This is a genomic window from Pacificibacter marinus, from assembly GCF_900109555.1.
Lineage (GTDB): Bacteria > Pseudomonadota > Alphaproteobacteria > Rhodobacterales > Rhodobacteraceae > Celeribacter > Celeribacter marinus_C.
Genome location: NZ_FNZV01000012.1, coordinates 126,086 through 140,340 on the forward strand (window position 1 = coordinate 126,086; position 14,255 = coordinate 140,340).

13 protein-coding genes and 1 tRNA gene are annotated in these 14,255 nt (G+C 51.1%); 10 read left to right on the forward strand and 4 right to left on the reverse strand.

Annotated features, from left to right (window positions below):
* Nucleotides 1-14 precede the first annotated feature (14 nt).
* Nucleotides 15-1,178 (forward strand): DNA recombination protein RmuC, encoded by a 1,164-nt coding sequence (locus BM025_RS14840; protein WP_244515808.1) that lies wholly within the window; start codon nucleotides 15-17, stop codon nucleotides 1,176-1,178.
* Between the two features lie 83 nt (nucleotides 1,179-1,261).
* Nucleotides 1,262-2,434: an MFS transporter gene (locus BM025_RS14845; protein ID WP_085850310.1), complete on the forward strand. Its 1,173-nt coding sequence runs from the start codon at nucleotides 1,262-1,264 to the stop codon at nucleotides 2,432-2,434.
* A 77-nt stretch (nucleotides 2,435-2,511) separates the two neighbouring features.
* Here the strand turns inward: BM025_RS14845 and ykgO are convergent, their stop codons facing one another.
* Nucleotides 2,512-2,637, reverse strand: a complete 126-nt coding sequence (gene ykgO / locus BM025_RS14850; RefSeq protein ID WP_085850311.1) for a type B 50S ribosomal protein L36 — start codon at nucleotides 2,635-2,637, stop codon at nucleotides 2,512-2,514.
* 59 nt (nucleotides 2,638-2,696) lie between these two features.
* Nucleotides 2,697-2,771: transfer RNA gene (locus BM025_RS14855), tRNA-Val, on the reverse strand.
* Nucleotides 2,772-2,944: 173 nt separating this feature from the next.
* Between BM025_RS14855 and BM025_RS14860 the strand changes: the two genes are divergently transcribed.
* Nucleotides 2,945-3,805 (forward strand): N-formylglutamate amidohydrolase, encoded by an 861-nt coding sequence (locus BM025_RS14860; protein ID WP_085850312.1) that lies wholly within the window; start codon nucleotides 2,945-2,947, stop codon nucleotides 3,803-3,805.
* Nucleotides 3,806-3,816: 11 nt separating this feature from the next.
* Here the strand turns inward: BM025_RS14860 and BM025_RS14865 are convergent, their stop codons facing one another.
* Nucleotides 3,817-5,067 carry a DNA polymerase IV gene (locus BM025_RS14865; RefSeq protein ID WP_085850313.1) on the reverse strand — a complete coding sequence of 417 codons (1,251 nt, stop codon included), beginning with the start codon at nucleotides 5,065-5,067 and terminating at the stop codon, nucleotides 3,817-3,819.
* A 91-nt stretch (nucleotides 5,068-5,158) separates the two neighbouring features.
* Between BM025_RS14865 and BM025_RS14870 the strand changes: the two genes are divergently transcribed.
* From BM025_RS14870 to BM025_RS14880, 3 genes are read left to right on the forward strand one after another with little or no spacing between them, the layout of a single operon-like run.
* Nucleotides 5,159-6,052 carry an SPFH domain-containing protein gene (locus BM025_RS14870; protein ID WP_085850314.1) on the forward strand — a complete coding sequence of 298 codons (894 nt, stop codon included), beginning with the start codon at nucleotides 5,159-5,161 and terminating at the stop codon, nucleotides 6,050-6,052.
* On the forward strand, nucleotides 6,052-6,345 hold the full coding sequence (locus BM025_RS14875; protein WP_085850315.1) for an NfeD family protein: 294 nt from the start codon (nucleotides 6,052-6,054) through the stop codon (nucleotides 6,343-6,345). The genes BM025_RS14870 and BM025_RS14875 overlap by 1 nt, the downstream gene beginning before the upstream one ends.
* Complete coding sequence (locus tag BM025_RS14880; RefSeq protein WP_244515816.1) at nucleotides 6,338-6,757, forward strand: NUDIX domain-containing protein; 420 nt, start codon at nucleotides 6,338-6,340, stop codon at nucleotides 6,755-6,757. The genes BM025_RS14875 and BM025_RS14880 overlap by 8 nt, the downstream gene beginning before the upstream one ends.
* A 2-nt stretch (nucleotides 6,758-6,759) precedes the next feature.
* On the opposite strand, the gene pyrF is transcribed toward BM025_RS14880, so the two are convergent.
* Nucleotides 6,760-7,464, reverse strand: coding sequence for an orotidine-5'-phosphate decarboxylase (gene pyrF, locus BM025_RS14885; RefSeq protein WP_085850316.1), 705 nt, complete (start codon nucleotides 7,462-7,464; stop codon nucleotides 6,760-6,762).
* A gap of 212 nt (nucleotides 7,465-7,676) precedes the next feature.
* Between pyrF and clpB the strand changes: the two genes are divergently transcribed.
* From clpB to msrQ, 4 genes are all read left to right on the forward strand, one after another.
* Nucleotides 7,677-10,295: an ATP-dependent chaperone ClpB gene (clpB, locus tag BM025_RS14890; RefSeq protein WP_085850317.1), complete on the forward strand. Its 2,619-nt coding sequence runs from the start codon at nucleotides 7,677-7,679 to the stop codon at nucleotides 10,293-10,295.
* 207 nt (nucleotides 10,296-10,502) lie between these two features.
* Nucleotides 10,503-11,999, forward strand: coding sequence for an FMN-binding glutamate synthase family protein (locus tag BM025_RS14895; RefSeq protein WP_244515824.1), 1,497 nt, complete (start codon nucleotides 10,503-10,505; stop codon nucleotides 11,997-11,999).
* Between the two features lie 67 nt (nucleotides 12,000-12,066).
* Nucleotides 12,067-13,008: a protein-methionine-sulfoxide reductase catalytic subunit MsrP gene (gene msrP / locus BM025_RS14900; protein WP_085850318.1), complete on the forward strand. Its 942-nt coding sequence runs from the start codon at nucleotides 12,067-12,069 to the stop codon at nucleotides 13,006-13,008.
* Nucleotides 13,009-13,075: 67 nt separating this feature from the next.
* Nucleotides 13,076-13,714 (forward strand): protein-methionine-sulfoxide reductase heme-binding subunit MsrQ, encoded by a 639-nt coding sequence (gene msrQ, locus BM025_RS14905; protein WP_085850319.1) that lies wholly within the window; start codon nucleotides 13,076-13,078, stop codon nucleotides 13,712-13,714.
* Nucleotides 13,715-14,255 lie beyond the last annotated feature (541 nt).

A 14,255-nucleotide genomic window follows, 5' to 3' on the forward strand; every position in this document is an offset into this window, starting at 1 on the left:
TAGAAAATGACGCCATGACTTTGAATCTTTCCGACCCTTTGGTGATCGCTGGGCTGATTGGATCGGCAACATTGTTGCTTGTGGTTATTTTGCTGTTTGCTGTCCTGCGTAGGTCAAGCGAAGCTGCGCGTATGGCGGTGCCGCTCGCGCATCAAATGAACCAGCTTGGCTTGCGGGTGCAGTCGTTGTCTGATGGGCAAAACCAATTGGCTGGCGGGTTGTCACATGTGTCTGAGGCGCAAGCGGCAGCACAATCTCATATGCTGTCTTTGATGGAAAAGCGTTTGGCGGATGTGACCGTATCGATGACCGAAAACCTGCAAGGGTCGGCGCGGCGCACGGCGCATTCTTTGGGTGAATTGCAAGAGAGATTGCAAACCATCGACAAAGCGCAGGCCAATATCGAAAAGCTGTCCGGCAATGTTTTGTCTTTGCAAGATATCTTGTCGAATAAACAAACACGCGGCGCGTTTGGGGAAATACAACTCAATGATATCGTTGGAAAAGCTTTGCCCAAAGACAGCTACACTTTGCAGGCGACGCTGTCCAATGGCAGGCGTGCGGACTGTTTGATCCATTTACCAAATCCACCTGGCTCCATCGTTGTTGATAGTAAATTTCCGTTGGAAGCCTATGAGGCGCTGCGCCGTGCGGGCACGCAATGGGAATTGAATGAAGCCGCTAAAATGATGCGCACAGCGGTGAAAAAACACATCAGTGATATTGCCGCTAAATATATTATCGAAGGTGAGACAGCAGGCGGCGCTTTGATGTTTTTGCCATCAGAAGCCGTCTATGCCGAGCTGCACGCAAATTTCCCTGAAATCGTGCGCGAAGGGTTCGACAAACGTGTCTGGATCGTGTCGCCCACCACTTGCATGGCCACCCTTCATACGATGCGCGCCATTTTGAAAGATGCCAGAATGCGCGAACAAGCTGGGTCTATTCGCAAAGAATTGGCGCTTTTGGCGGGCGATGTGGATCGTTTGGGCACACGTGTTGGCAGTCTAGATCGCCACTTTGGACAGGCGGCCAAAGACATCGAAGACATCAAAATCTCTGCTGAGAAAGCGGGAAAGCGGGCGCATCGACTGGATCATTTTGATTTTGAAGAGCTCGCAGCAGATACACCTGCGACTAGAACTGCCGAAGCCTTGCCGTTATCGCCCAAATCGTAAGCGGGTGGCGCAAAGTAAAGTTGTGCAAGTCCTTTGCGTTTATCGTTGTTGCCAAAGCCTTTTTCTAAGGGCATCACATTCCCATGACAGTCGTGACACGCACTCCTTTTGCTTTGGTTATAGTTCTATGGCTCAGTGGAGTATTGGCGGCTGGTCAATTCGCCAAAATTTCTGTGACCTTCCCGTATTTTCGCGAAGCATTCTTTTCGCATGGATCAACCTTAGGATTTTTGGTCTCTTTGATTTCAGCCGTGGGGCTGCTCTGCGGATTGTTCGCAGGTGCATTCGTGGCGAGAGTTGGCGCACGTAAACCGCTGATTGCGGCGCTGTGCTTGGGTGCGCTTTTGTCCATTTACCAAAGTTTCATGCCAAGTTTTGCATTGTTCCTGATCAGTCGCGCCATTGAAGGCATTTCACATCTATTGATCGTTGTCGCAACGCCAACGCTTTTGGGGCAGATCACTGAACCGCGGCATCGTGCGACAACAATGGCGTTGTGGAGCACTGTGTTTGCCGTGTCTTTTGCTCTGTTCTCGTGGGGTGGTAGTCCGTTGGTTGACCGTTTTGGGATGTCGTTTTTGTTTTGGTGCCATGCTGGCGCGATGAGTGTTGCGACGATTGCGGTGTGGGTGATGTTGCCTAGCAATATCATTCCACGTTCGCCTGATCCGTTGACGTTGCGCGCTATTGTTGCACGTCATGTCACGGCATACACATCGCCACGGATTGCGGCTCCCGCAGCTGGTTGGTTTTTCTACGCGGCAGGCTTTGTTGCATTGGTAACCGTGATGCCCGATTTCTTTTCACCTGAGCGGCGTCACGCGTTGGTTGGTGTATTGCCGCTGTCGGCTTTGGTTGTCTCAATGACTTTGGGCATTGTGTTGGTTCGCCGGTTTACGTCGGTTCCTGTGATCATCGCTGGATTTGGCGCGGCGTCACTGTTGGCGTTGTCCATGGCGCTTGGTTTGCCTGTCGAAGTGGGGTGCGTTGCTGTTTTGGCGGCCACAGGATTGGTGCAAGCGGGTAGCTTTTCGGCCATTCCCGTATTGAATGCGACTTCGCAAGATCAAGCCTTTGCCAATGGGGCGCTGGCGCAGTTGGGCAATGCTGGCAACATGATTGGCACGCCTTTGTTGATCTTACTCACCAACGCCTACGGGCTGGCTGGAGTGATTATTTTTTCCGTCACCACGTTTGGGGGCGGGGCTATCATACATCTTTGGTTGTCGCGTTTGCGTAAGCGCGGGGGCGTGTAGATTTGAGCATCGATAAGATAAAACAAAAGAGCCGCTCAGTTTCCTGAACGGCTCTTTTGTTTAGAAGCTGCTGAAGCTTAGCCCTGACGGGCTTTAAAGCGTGGCTGCGTTTTGTTGATCACATAAACGCGGCCTTTACGGCGCACGATGCGACAATCGCGGTGCCGGCTTTTCAGCGAGCGGAGTGAGTTGCGAACTTTCATGTCCAGTCTCCTTATCGCGGCGCCTGCGTGCGCCTGTTAAAACCAATCCGACGGAACGATGGTGGGTATAACAAGGTTCGAACTTGTGACCCCTTCGATGTCAACGAAGTGCTCTACCACTGAGCTATACACCCTAATCGTCCATGGGAGTGTCACGTCTTGTTAATTTTGGCCACCTGACCTTAACGAACAAGACGTGGGCATTTCCCACGTCAGTCCGTCGGCGTATAAAAGGAGTCGAAGCATTGATCAAGGGCTTTTGAACAGGAAAATCGAAAGCTATAGTTTTCGGTGAAAGGACAACCTGATGACCAAAGTTCCCTACAGGCTGCGTAGGCCAGCAAAGCGTACGTCATTTGTTGTGTTTTCGTCGCCGCACAGTGGCTGTGATTACCCAAAAGAGATGCTGGAGCAATCGATTTTGGACCCTTTGACGCTTAGATCCTCTGAAGATGTTTATGTGGATCGGTTGTTTGAGAACACACCAAAGTATGGATCTGTATTTTTAAATGCTTTGTATCCAAGAGCTTGGCTTGATTTAAATCGTAGGTCTGATGAATTTGATCCTGCTTTGATTGCAGATGTGACGCCGCGCAGTTTGAATGCGCGTGTGTTGTCAGGTCTGGGTGTTGTCCCGCGTGTGGTTGCCAATGGGCGTGCCATTTACAGCGGCAAGCTTTCGCGGGCAGAGGCTGACGCGCGAATCGTGCAAGTGTGGCAACCCTATCACTTGATGTTGGAAACGATTCTACGAGAAACAAAAATTTTGTTTGGGCAGGCGCTTTTGATCGATTGCCATTCGATGCCGCGTGAGGCGCTTAAATATGCACGCACCCCCAAAGGTATTCGACCACAGATCGTTTTAGGCGACAGATACGGTGCCTCTGCAAGCAGCGCGCTGATTTCGGATGTTGAAGCGGCGTTTTGCGCAGAAGGCTTTGATGTCATGCGCAATGTGCCCTTTGCTGGGGCATATATTTCGCAGCATTACGGGCGACCCACGCAGAATCAACACTGTATCCAAGTTGAAATTGATCGATCAATTTACATGAATGAAAGCACACTTGAGCCAAGTGACGGGTACGAAGATGTCAGGCTGGCGCTTGATGGTGCGGCGCGTCGAATTGCGAGACTTGAAATCGGGCGCATGCCTGTGGCTGCTGAATAAAGCGGTACGGCTTAAAGGGCGCGCCCTTTGATAATGGCATCTTTGCCAAACTTGCGGCGAATTTCATCGCGCGCTCGTTCTGCATCCGCACGTTTGCTTGCGTCTGGGTCAAGTAAGTCGGTTGGCGCGCCCGTGCTTTCATCTGAAATCAATGTGCTCAGGCCGACCCCAATAAGACGAAAGGGCCCTTCGCCCAGAGCGTGTTCAAGCAGGCTGCGTGCTGTGCGATAAATCGGATCGGCCATATTGGTCGGGCTGGGCAGGGTCAGCCTGCGGGTCAATGACGTATGATTGGATCGCTTGAGCTTGAGTGTAACAACGCGGCCCGCTTGGGATTTTGATTTGGCGCGATCGGATACTTGTTCGGACAGCCGCCAGATATGTTTGTCGAGCACATCAATATCTGCGGTGTCGACCGAAAACGTGGTTTCTTTGGAAATGGATTTCACGGTTTGGCGTTGAGAAATGGATCGCGCATCTTGTCCGCGTGCGAGATACCAAAGGCGGTCTCCCAATGATCCGAATCGCACGTGTAAATCATCGCGGTCCCACCGACGCAAATCTGCAAAGGTTCTAATGCCAGATTTTTCAAGCGATACCTGCCCAACCTTGCCAACGCCCCAGATCAGTTTGACGGGTTTGTCAGCGAGAAACGTGTGGGTTTCGGCAAGGCCAATCACCGAAAACCCGCGTGGTTTATCCAGATCCGAGGCGATTTTGGCTAAGAATTTATTGTGACTCAGGCCAATCGATCCCGTTAATCCAATCTCTGCGTGCATACGTTTGACCAAACGAGCGAGCATCACAGCAGGCGGCGCGCCGTGTAGCTTGGATGTGCCGCGCAAATCTAGAAATGCTTCATCCAAGGACAGCGGTTCAACCTTGGGGGTCAGTTCATCCATCATCTGACGAATTGCGCGCGAGGCCTCAGAATAGGCTTGCATCCGAGGGGGTACGACGACGGCTTCAGGGCAAAGTTGCAGCGCTTTGAACATCGGCATTGCAGAGCGCACACCTTTGATCCGCGCAATGTAGCAGGCCGTTGACACCACCCCGCGATGCCCACCGCCAATGATAACAGGCTTGTCGCGCAGATCTGGATTGTCACGCTTTTCGACAGAGGCAAAAAACGCATCACAATCCATGTGGGCAATGGACAGATCAAATAATTCAGGGTGTGATAGCACACGCGGTCGACCACAGGACGGGCAACGAAGGCCCGCTTCAAACGTGGTTAAGCAATCGCGGCACAGGTTTGGCATGAGGGTCCCAAGAGTTAGCGCGCTCTATACGCACAGAGTGAATGTCGTTAAACGTCGTTTATATTAGTATCAACAAGTGAATGGTGTCGTCATGAATGAATTTGGAATCCCCGTTTTTTTGACAGGCGGTAATTTGGTGGTATTGGCCATCGCAGGTCTGATCATTCTTTTGGTCAGCAAAGGGGTGCGCATCGTGCCGCAGTCCGAGAAATTTGTCGTCGAACGCTTTGGTCGTTTGCGCACAGTGCTTGGGCCCGGGATTAATTTTGTGATTCCTTTGATCGACCGCGTGGCCCATAAAATCTCCATTTTGGAACGTCAGCTTCCCAATGCGATGCAAGACGCGATCACGTCAGACAACGCGTTGGTCAAGGTGGAAACATCTGTGTTCTACCGCATCACGGAACCTGAGCGCACAGTGTACCGAATTCGCGATGTGGACGGCGCGATTGCCACGACTGTGGCGGGGGTTGTGCGCTCTGAAATCGGCAAAATGGAATTAGATCAGGTGCAATCCAATCGGTCCAGTTTGATTGAAACCATCAAAGCGCAGGTCGAAAGTGCTGTGGATGATTGGGGCATCGAAGTGACCCGTGCCGAAATTTTGGATGTAAACCTTGATGAAGCCACGCGTGCCGCGATGTTGCAACAGTTGAATGCAGAACGTGCGCGTCGTGCCGCAGTGACCGAAGCAGAAGGCTCCAAGCGCTCGGTTGAATTGAATGCCGACGCACAGCTTTATGCTGCAGAACAAATTGCCAAGGCGCGCCGTATTCAAGCTGATGCTGAAGCTTATGCGACTGCTGTAGTGGCCGAGGCCATCACCGAAAACGGCATCGAGGCCGCGCAATACCAAGTGGCGTTGAAGCAGGTCGAGGCGCTGACGGCTGTTGGAACAGGTCAAGGCAATCAAACCGTGATTATGCCTGCATCCGCAATCGAAGCTTTTGGTGACGCGTTCAAGCTTTTTGGGGGTAAGAAATAATGGACGCTGTAACAACAGTTGAGATTTGGTCCCTTTGGTGGATTTGGGGCCTTGGCGCAGTTGCATTATTGGTGCTTGAAATTATGGCGCCGGGGTTCTTGTTTTTGGGTTTTGGTGTTGGGGCCGCTGTTGTTTCAGCTTTGTTGGGCTTTGGAATAGCGCCCTTAAACCCTGCAGTCTTGGTACTGATCTTTGCTGTGGTCTCTATGGCTGCATGGTTTGGGATGCGCAGCGTTTTTGGTGTGCGCAAAGGCCAAGTCAAAACTTGGAAAACTGACATCAACGATGACTGATTTCGGTGGTGCGAAAATCGCGATTTTGCGAGGTGACAATGTGCTGACCTTGCAGCGCGATGATCGGCCTGACATTCCTTATCCGGGCGAATGGGATTTGCCCGGTGGGGGGCGTGAACGTGATGAAACGCCAATTCAAACCGCTACGCGTGAACTGTTGGAAGAGCTGAATGTCAGGCTTGATCCAAATAAAATTATCTATAGCGCCGAAGAACTCGCAGATAATGACAGCCAAGAGCGCGTCCATTTTTTCATGGCGCGTTGGGATGATTTATTTGACGATGGAATTATCTTGGGGGATGAGGGGCTGCGCTGGTGCTGGATGCCTACCCCAGATTTTTTATCGCGCAAGGACGTTGTAAAGCCCCTGCGCGGACGTTTGCGGCGCGCCCTGAAAGTTCGCGCATTTTAGACTTAGGCGTTGGCTATTTCGTGTTGGATTGCAAGTGCAGCTTGTCGTGGATTGGCTGCTTGCCAAATCGGACGACCAACCACCATGTGATCCACCCCGTCCTGAATGGCCTGCGCTGGTGTTGCCACACGTTTTTGATCCCCAAGAGCGGCCCCTGTTGGTCGCACGCCAGGTGTTACAATGAGTTTGCCGTTTGCCTCGGGGAGGGCGCGTACAAGGGCTGCTTCTTGCGGTGAACAAATCACGCCATCAGCGCCCGCACGCAAAGCGTTGCCTGCTCGCTCTTGCACCAAATCATGAATATCACCCGCTTTGATCAAGGCACCGTTCAGATCGGCGCGATCCAGAGATGTCAGAATGGTCACGGCAAGGATTTTCATATTAGACCCTGATGCACCTTGCTTGGCAGCCTCAACCACATAGGGATCGCCGTGCACTGTCAAAAAGTCGATATCGAATTGCGCCGTGCCGCGCACCGCGTTTTCCACTGTCGCGCCGATGTCGAAAAATTTCATGTCGAGAAATATTTTTTTGCCATGTTCTTGTTTCAATTCATTGGCCAAGGCCAACCCGCCACCTGTCAGCATACCAAGGCCAATTTTGTAAAAGGATACGGCATCACCAATTTTTTCTGCAATTTCCATCCCTTGCAAAACGTTGGGGACATCCAAGGCAACGATTAGACGGTCATCTGCGGGTGCGGTCATGGTCAGGCTCCTATGTTTCGCCTTCCTCATATTGCGGCGCACAGTTTGAGGCAAGTCATGGTGCGTGCCGTCTGTAATATTGCATGATGCATCGCAGGGGTGATCTTGAATTGGCTCAAGTCACCAACCACATAGAGGACAAGGCTCTAAAGCTGTGACGTGCTGCAAAGCGGGCGTCACCCGAGGGAGCGCTTATTTGAAAGGATACGATGATGGACATGGAAAAGTTCACGGAACGCTCTCGCGGCTTTTTGCAAGCGGCGCAAACCATAGCGATGCGCGAAAGCCACCAAAAACTCAGCCCCGAACATTTACTTAAGGCATTGTTGGATGACCCCGAAGGCATGGCCGCAGGTTTGATTTCAAAAGCAGGCGGTGACGCAAAAGGTGTGGCCGAGGTTGTCGATGCCGCTTTGGCCAAAGTGCCGCGCGTGTCAGGCGACGCGGGTCAAACCTATATGGATCAGACCACCGCTAAAGTGCTGGATGAAGCTGAAAAAATTGCAACCAAAGCAGGGGACAGCTTTGTTCCTGTCGAGCGTATTTTGACAGCTTTGGCTGTGGTTAAATCCAAGGCCAAAGATGCATTAGATGCTGGTAATGTGACGGCGATGAAACTCAACGCTGCGATCAATGATATTCGCAAAGGCAGGACTGCTGATTCAGCGTCTGCCGAAGACGGATATGAAGCTCTCAAAAAATATGCACGCGATCTGACCGAAGCAGCTGAGCAGGGCAAAATCGACCCTATCATTGGCCGCGACGAAGAAATTCGCCGCGCAATGCAAGTGTTGTCGCGCCGCACGAAAAACAACCCTGTTTTGATCGGGGAACCGGGCGTGGGTAAAACCGCGATTGCCGAAGGTCTTGCTTTGCGCATCATTGATGGCGATGTGCCTGAATCTCTGCGCAATAAAAAGCTTATGGCGCTTGATATGGGCGCGTTGATTGCAGGGGCGAAATATCGCGGTGAATTCGAAGAACGCCTCAAGTCCATTTTGAAAGAGATCGAAGCTGCTTCTGGTGAAATCATCCTGTTCATCGATGAAATGCACACGCTTGTTGGCGCGGGTAAAACCGACGGCGCTATGGATGCGGCGAACTTGATCAAGCCTGCGCTTGCGCGTGGTGAGTTGCACTGTATTGGCGCGACCACTTTGGATGAGTACCGTAAATACGTTGAAAAAGACGCAGCTCTTGCGCGTCGTTTTCAGCCGATTGTGGTCGAAGAACCCACTGTGGAAGATACGATTTCGATTCTGCGCGGCATTAAAGAAAAATACGAAGTACACCACGGTGTGCGGATTTCTGATGCGGCCTTGGTCGCGGCTGCAACCTTGTCACATCGCTATATCACCGATCGGTTTTTGCCAGACAAAGCCATCGATCTCGTTGATGAAGCGGGCAGCCGTTTGCGCATGGAAGTGGACAGTAAGCCAGAAGAATTGGACCAGTTGGATCGCCAAATTCTACAACTCCAAATCGAAGCGATTGCTTTGTCGAAAGAAGAAGACGCAGCCTCTAAGGATCGTCTGCTGAAGCTCGAAAAAGAATTGGCGGATTTGCAGGAAAAATCGGCTGGCATGACGGCGAAATGGCAGGCTGAGCGTGACAAACTTGAAGGCGCGCGCGACGTAAAAGAAAAGCTGGATCGTGCGCGGGCTGAATTGGAGATCGCCAAACGTGAAGGCAACTTGGCCAAAGCGGGCGAGCTGTCTTATGGCGTGATTCCGCAGCTTGAAAAGCAGCTTGCGGATGCAGAAACGCATGAAGCCAAAGATCTTTTGGTCGAAGAAGCTGTGGGACCAGAACAGATCGCAGCCGTTGTCGAGCGCTGGACAGGTATCCCAACGTCTAAAATGCTCGAAGGCGAACGTGATAAATTGCTGCGTATGGAAGACGCGCTGCACAATCGCGTCGTAGGTCAGCACAGCGCAGTTCATGCGGTGTCTAATGCCGTGCGTCGTGCGCGTGCTGGGTTGAATGATGAAAATCGTCCTCTTGGATCATTCTTGTTCCTTGGGCCAACCGGCGTGGGTAAAACCGAGTTGACCAAAGCAGTGGCGGAGTTCTTGTTTGACGATGATTCTGCGATGGTTCGGATCGACATGTCTGAGTTCATGGAAAAACACGCTGTGTCGCGTCTGATCGGGGCACCTCCCGGTTATGTAGGTTATGATGAGGGTGGTGTTTTGACCGAAGCTGTGCGGCGTAGACCCTATCAGGTTGTGCTGTTTGACGAAGTTGAAAAGGCGCATCCTGATGTGTTCAACGTGCTGTTGCAGGTCTTGGATGATGGCGTACTGACAGATGGCCAAGGTCGCACTGTGGATTTCAAGCAAACTTTGATCATCTTGACGTCAAACCTTGGGGCGCAAGCGTTGAGCCAAATGCCAGATGGTGCTGATCCGGCACAAGCAAAACGTGATGTGATGGATGCTGTGCGCGCACATTTCCGTCCTGAGTTTTTGAACCGCTTGGATGAAACGATTATTTTTGATCGTTTGGCGCGGACCGATATGGGCGGTATTGTTGATATTCAGCTTGGCCTTTTGGACAAGCGTCTTGCGCGTCGCAATATGTCGATTGTGCTTGATGATGCTGCCAAAGCATGGCTCGCAAACGAAGGGTATGACCCTGTGTTTGGTGCACGTCCGTTGAAACGTGTGATCCAACGTGCTTTGCAAGATCCACTCGCAGAGAGATTGCTTGCGGGCGATATTTTGGACGGTGCCGTCATTGATGTGACGGCTGGCGTTGATGGCTTGATCATTGGGGACCGAACAGGTGCATCCAATCGACCAAAGCCTGACGATGCTGTTGTTCACTAAGCAGTATCGGTTTTGTGCTAGAGTAGAGGCGGCCCTGTTGGGTCGCCTTTATTGTTTGTGGCGTGCGGCATTGGTTTGCTTGGTCCGGTATGCGATAGTATGCTGAAAAAGTTGACAAATCTCAGATACCGTTAGCGCTAACAGTGTTGCCTCTTAGTGGTTTTGTGACAAGGGTCGCGGGACATCAAATCGGAGTAGGATACGAATATGTGGGTTTGGGCCATGGGTGCGCTGCAGGTGATGGCGCTGTTTTTTGTCTTTATGCTGGGGGTCATCGCGCTTGGAGCTATGGCGCTGTATTTTTTCGATAAAAAGCAAACACGCGACGCAGTTCTGCGTAATTATCCGGTGATTGGCCACTTCCGAAATTGGTTTTCTGCGCTTGGTGAGTTCTTTCGCCAATACTTTTTCGCTATGGACCGCGAAGAGCTGCCTTTTAATCGTGCGCAACGTGATTGGATTTATCGCGCCTCTAATAATAAGGGCAATACGATTGCCTTTGGTTCGACGCGTAACTTGTCTGTTCCCGGAACCACGATCTTTGCGAACGCCACATTTCCTCCGCTCGATGACCAATTTGCGACAACCGATCCGATGATGATTGGCCCGTTTTGTCGCACGCCGTTTATTGCGAATTCGATTTTTAATATTTCAGGTATGTCCTTTGGCGCGATTTCAAAGCCGGCTGTTTTGGCTTTGTCCAAGGGTGCGAAAGAAGCAGGTATTTGGTTGAACACGGGCGAGGGCGGCCTGTCGCCCTTTCACCTCGAAGGTGGTGCCGATCTTGTGTATCAAATCGGGACTGCGAAATATGGTATCCGCGACGATGCCGGTAATTTGGACGATGACAAACTGCGTGCGATGGCCGCACATGAAACTGTGCGCATGTTTGAAATTAAGCTGAGCCAAGGTGCAAAGCCGGGCAAAGGTGGTATTTTACCCGCGGCTAAGATCACACCGGAAATTGCGCTCATTCGCGGCTTGAAGCCCGGGGAAGACGGCATCTCGCCCAATCGCCACCGCGAGGTTGATGATTTTGGTGATTTGCTCGATTTCATTAATCACATTCGTGATGTGACAGGCAAACCTGTTGGGTTTAAGTTTGTTGTCGGCTCTTCACGCCCTTGGGCAGAATTCTTTGCGTTGATCAAAGAGCGCGGGCCAGAAACGGCGCCTGATTTCATTACAATCGATGGCGGCGAAGGTGGTACAGGGGCTGCGCCCATGCCCCTTATGGATTTGGTCGGCATGCCGATCAAAGAATCCCTGATCCGTATTTGTGATTTGCGCGATAAATATGGGCTGCATGATCGCATTCGTATCATTGCCGGGGGGAAACTTGTGAACCCAGCTGATTTGGCTTGGGCCATTTGTGCCGGTGCTGATTTTGTCTGCTCTGCTCGTGGCTTTATGTTCAGCCTTGGTTGTATTCAGGCACTTAAGTGCAACAAAAATACCTGTCCAACAGGGATCACAACACATGATCCGCAGCTTCTTAAAGGGTTGGTTGTCGAGGATAAATACAAAAAGGTCGCGGCCTACGCTGCGGCATCGATCAAAGAACTAGAGACCATTGCGCATTCTGTTGGCGTATTAGAGCCGCGCCAAATGCGTCGCCATCATGTGCGCATCGTGCAAGCTGATGGCACCTCAAAAGAACTTGAGCGGATCGTGCCAAGTTACAATAATCCTACGAACACGTGAGATGAGTTTTATTTGATAATTTATCATGACGGGTTATCTCTAACAAAAGTATCCCAGAGGACCCGTCATGAAATTCAAGAGCGACCTGAAATATTCTGCTGTCACGCCTGAAGCCACTTATCTAAATCGACGGGCTTTGCTTGGCGGTCTGGCTGGCGGGGCTGCGCTGGGATCTGGGCTTTTGAGTGCCGCGCCTGCGAGGGCTCAAGATGCGCCAGATTTTGAAATCAAGGGGTTCGATACAACTGAAGCGCCGAACACCTTTGAAGAAATCACATCGTACAATAACTTTTACGAGTTTGGTACGGGCAAAGAAGATCCCGCACGTAACGCACATACATTGACCACTGATCCTTGGGCTGTTGAAATCGACGGATTGGTTGATAACCCCGGCTCCTATGATTTGGCCGATATCCTATCCAAGGTCGACATCGACGAACGTATTTATCGTTTCCGCTGTGTCGAAGCATGGTCGATGGTCATCCCGTGGAATGGGTTTGAGCTCAATCAACTCCTTACTTTGGCTGGCATTCAATCCTCTGCAAAATACGTTCGGTTCGAAACTCTGTTCCGGCCAGAAGAGATGCCAGGGCAGAAACGCGCTCTGCTGGATTGGCCTTATGTCGAAGGCTTGCGTTTAGATGAGGCGATGCACCCGCTGACACTGATGGCGACAGGTCTGTATGGTAAAGAGCTTCCCAACCAAAACGGCGCGCCTTTGCGTTTGGTCGTCCCGTGGAAATACGGGTTTAAATCGATCAAATCGATTGTAAAAATTACGCTGACAGACACCCAGCCGCTCAATACGTGGAAATCCATCAATGCGCGTGAATACGGTTTCTATTCAAACGTGAACCCTGAGGTATCTCACCCACGTTGGACCCAATCCTCTGAGCGTCGCATCGGCGGGGGCTTGTTCGCCAAGCGCCTCGAGACAGTTAAGTTCAACGGCTACGAAGAACAGGTTGGCGATCTTTACAAGGGCCTTGATCTCACCAAAAACTATTAAACCACACTTAATATATGGGGGGGGGCTTATTTGGCCCCCTTTTTATTGTGCCTCATAAGGACACTCGATGATTTCTCCTGCTACCCTGACGCAAACCAAACAAGCCCTCGTGCAATCGGTGAACGACGTTTTGCGTCGCATCCCCGCATGGTCCCTCTATATAATAGCTGTCTTGCCGCCGGTCTCGATGTTCTTCGCAGCCTTAGGTGGCAATCTCGGCGTCGATCCGGTTAAGGCGCTTGAGCATGAGATGGGCGAATTGGGGCTTCAGGTCCTTATTGTCGTTCTCGCGATTTCCCCTCTGCGAAGGTTCACAGGCATCAGTTTGATTAAGTTCCGCCGAGCGCTTGGGTTGATCGGTTTCTTTTACATCTTCTTGCACCTTCTTGTGTGGCTGGTTTTGGATGTGCAAATCGTAAGCCAGATTATCAAAGACATTCTCAAGCGCCCCTACATTACTATCGGTATGGCGGCGTTCGTTCTGATGATCCCACTGGCAATCACGTCCAACAATAGATCCCTGCGCAAGCTTGGATCCAAATGGCGGGTCCTACACAAGTTGACATATCCAGCGATCATATTGGGAGGGGTTCACTTTGTGTGGCTGGTTAAAGGTTGGCAGATTGAGCCCTTAATCTATCTTGCTGTCATTTTGGGTCTGCTCGCCATGCGGATAAAGCCCAAAAAGCATTTTACCAAATCATAGAGGGATTCGACTCAGTGGAAATGCAGTCATTCTAGGGTGGCGAGTCGCTAAAGTAGGGGGGCTGCACCACATGTGGTGGTAAAGATGGTTGGGGTAACAACTCTGGATTGAAGCTGGGTGAGCACAGATCTACCCTGAGTGAGAATCTCCTTTTTTGCGGGTGTATTTTTCAATTACTATCAGTGACTTATAGGTGTCTTTAAGAAAAATTCATTAAAACCATAAAAAGGTCTTGCGGCTTTGTGTTGGTAACCTTAGAACCCCCCTTACCGGAAGCGACGAGGTTGCTGAGGGGACGGACGGAGCGGCTGAGAAGCTGGGAAGTTTAGGAAAATCAGAGGTTTAAGTTAAGCGGGCGCGCTGGAGAGATTTAGCGCATCGGTTTTATTTTTGGCTCTGTCTAGGTTGGCTTTTGTTGATTTAGCGCTCTTTGACATTGATAATTACTGAAGAGATATGTGGGCGGTTTGGTTCATTCGATGGATCGAACGTCTGTATATCGCGCTCTTAGAGAAGCAACTTGTTGTGGATCGATTATAGG

Excerpts from the sequence above, each read along its gene's own strand:
- BM025_RS14875 (WP_085850315.1), top strand. The coding sequence starts at position 6,052 with ATGGACGCTGTAACAACAGTTGAGATTTGGTCCCTTTGGTGGATTTGG.
- msrP (WP_085850318.1), top strand. The coding sequence starts at position 12,067 with ATGAAATTCAAGAGCGACCTGAAATATTCTGCTGTCACGCCTGAAGCC.
- BM025_RS14860 (WP_085850312.1), top strand. The coding sequence starts at position 2,945 with ATGACCAAAGTTCCCTACAGGCTGCGTAGGCCAGCAAAGCGTACGTCA.
- pyrF (WP_085850316.1), bottom strand. The coding sequence starts at position 7,464 with ATGACCGCACCCGCAGATGACCGTCTAATCGTTGCCTTGGATGTCCCC.
- BM025_RS14840 (WP_244515808.1), top strand. The coding sequence starts at position 15 with ATGACTTTGAATCTTTCCGACCCTTTGGTGATCGCTGGGCTGATTGGA.
- BM025_RS14865 (WP_085850313.1), bottom strand. The coding sequence starts at position 5,067 with ATGCCAAACCTGTGCCGCGATTGCTTAACCACGTTTGAAGCGGGCCTT.
- BM025_RS14845 (WP_085850310.1), top strand. The coding sequence starts at position 1,262 with ATGACAGTCGTGACACGCACTCCTTTTGCTTTGGTTATAGTTCTATGG.
- BM025_RS14895 (WP_244515824.1), top strand. The coding sequence starts at position 10,503 with ATGTGGGTTTGGGCCATGGGTGCGCTGCAGGTGATGGCGCTGTTTTTT.
- msrQ (WP_085850319.1), top strand. The coding sequence starts at position 13,076 with ATGATTTCTCCTGCTACCCTGACGCAAACCAAACAAGCCCTCGTGCAA.
- clpB (WP_085850317.1), top strand. The coding sequence starts at position 7,677 with ATGGACATGGAAAAGTTCACGGAACGCTCTCGCGGCTTTTTGCAAGCG.
- BM025_RS14880 (WP_244515816.1), top strand. The coding sequence starts at position 6,338 with ATGACTGATTTCGGTGGTGCGAAAATCGCGATTTTGCGAGGTGACAAT.
- ykgO (WP_085850311.1), bottom strand. The coding sequence starts at position 2,637 with ATGAAAGTTCGCAACTCACTCCGCTCGCTGAAAAGCCGGCACCGCGAT.
- BM025_RS14870 (WP_085850314.1), top strand. The coding sequence starts at position 5,159 with ATGAATGAATTTGGAATCCCCGTTTTTTTGACAGGCGGTAATTTGGTG.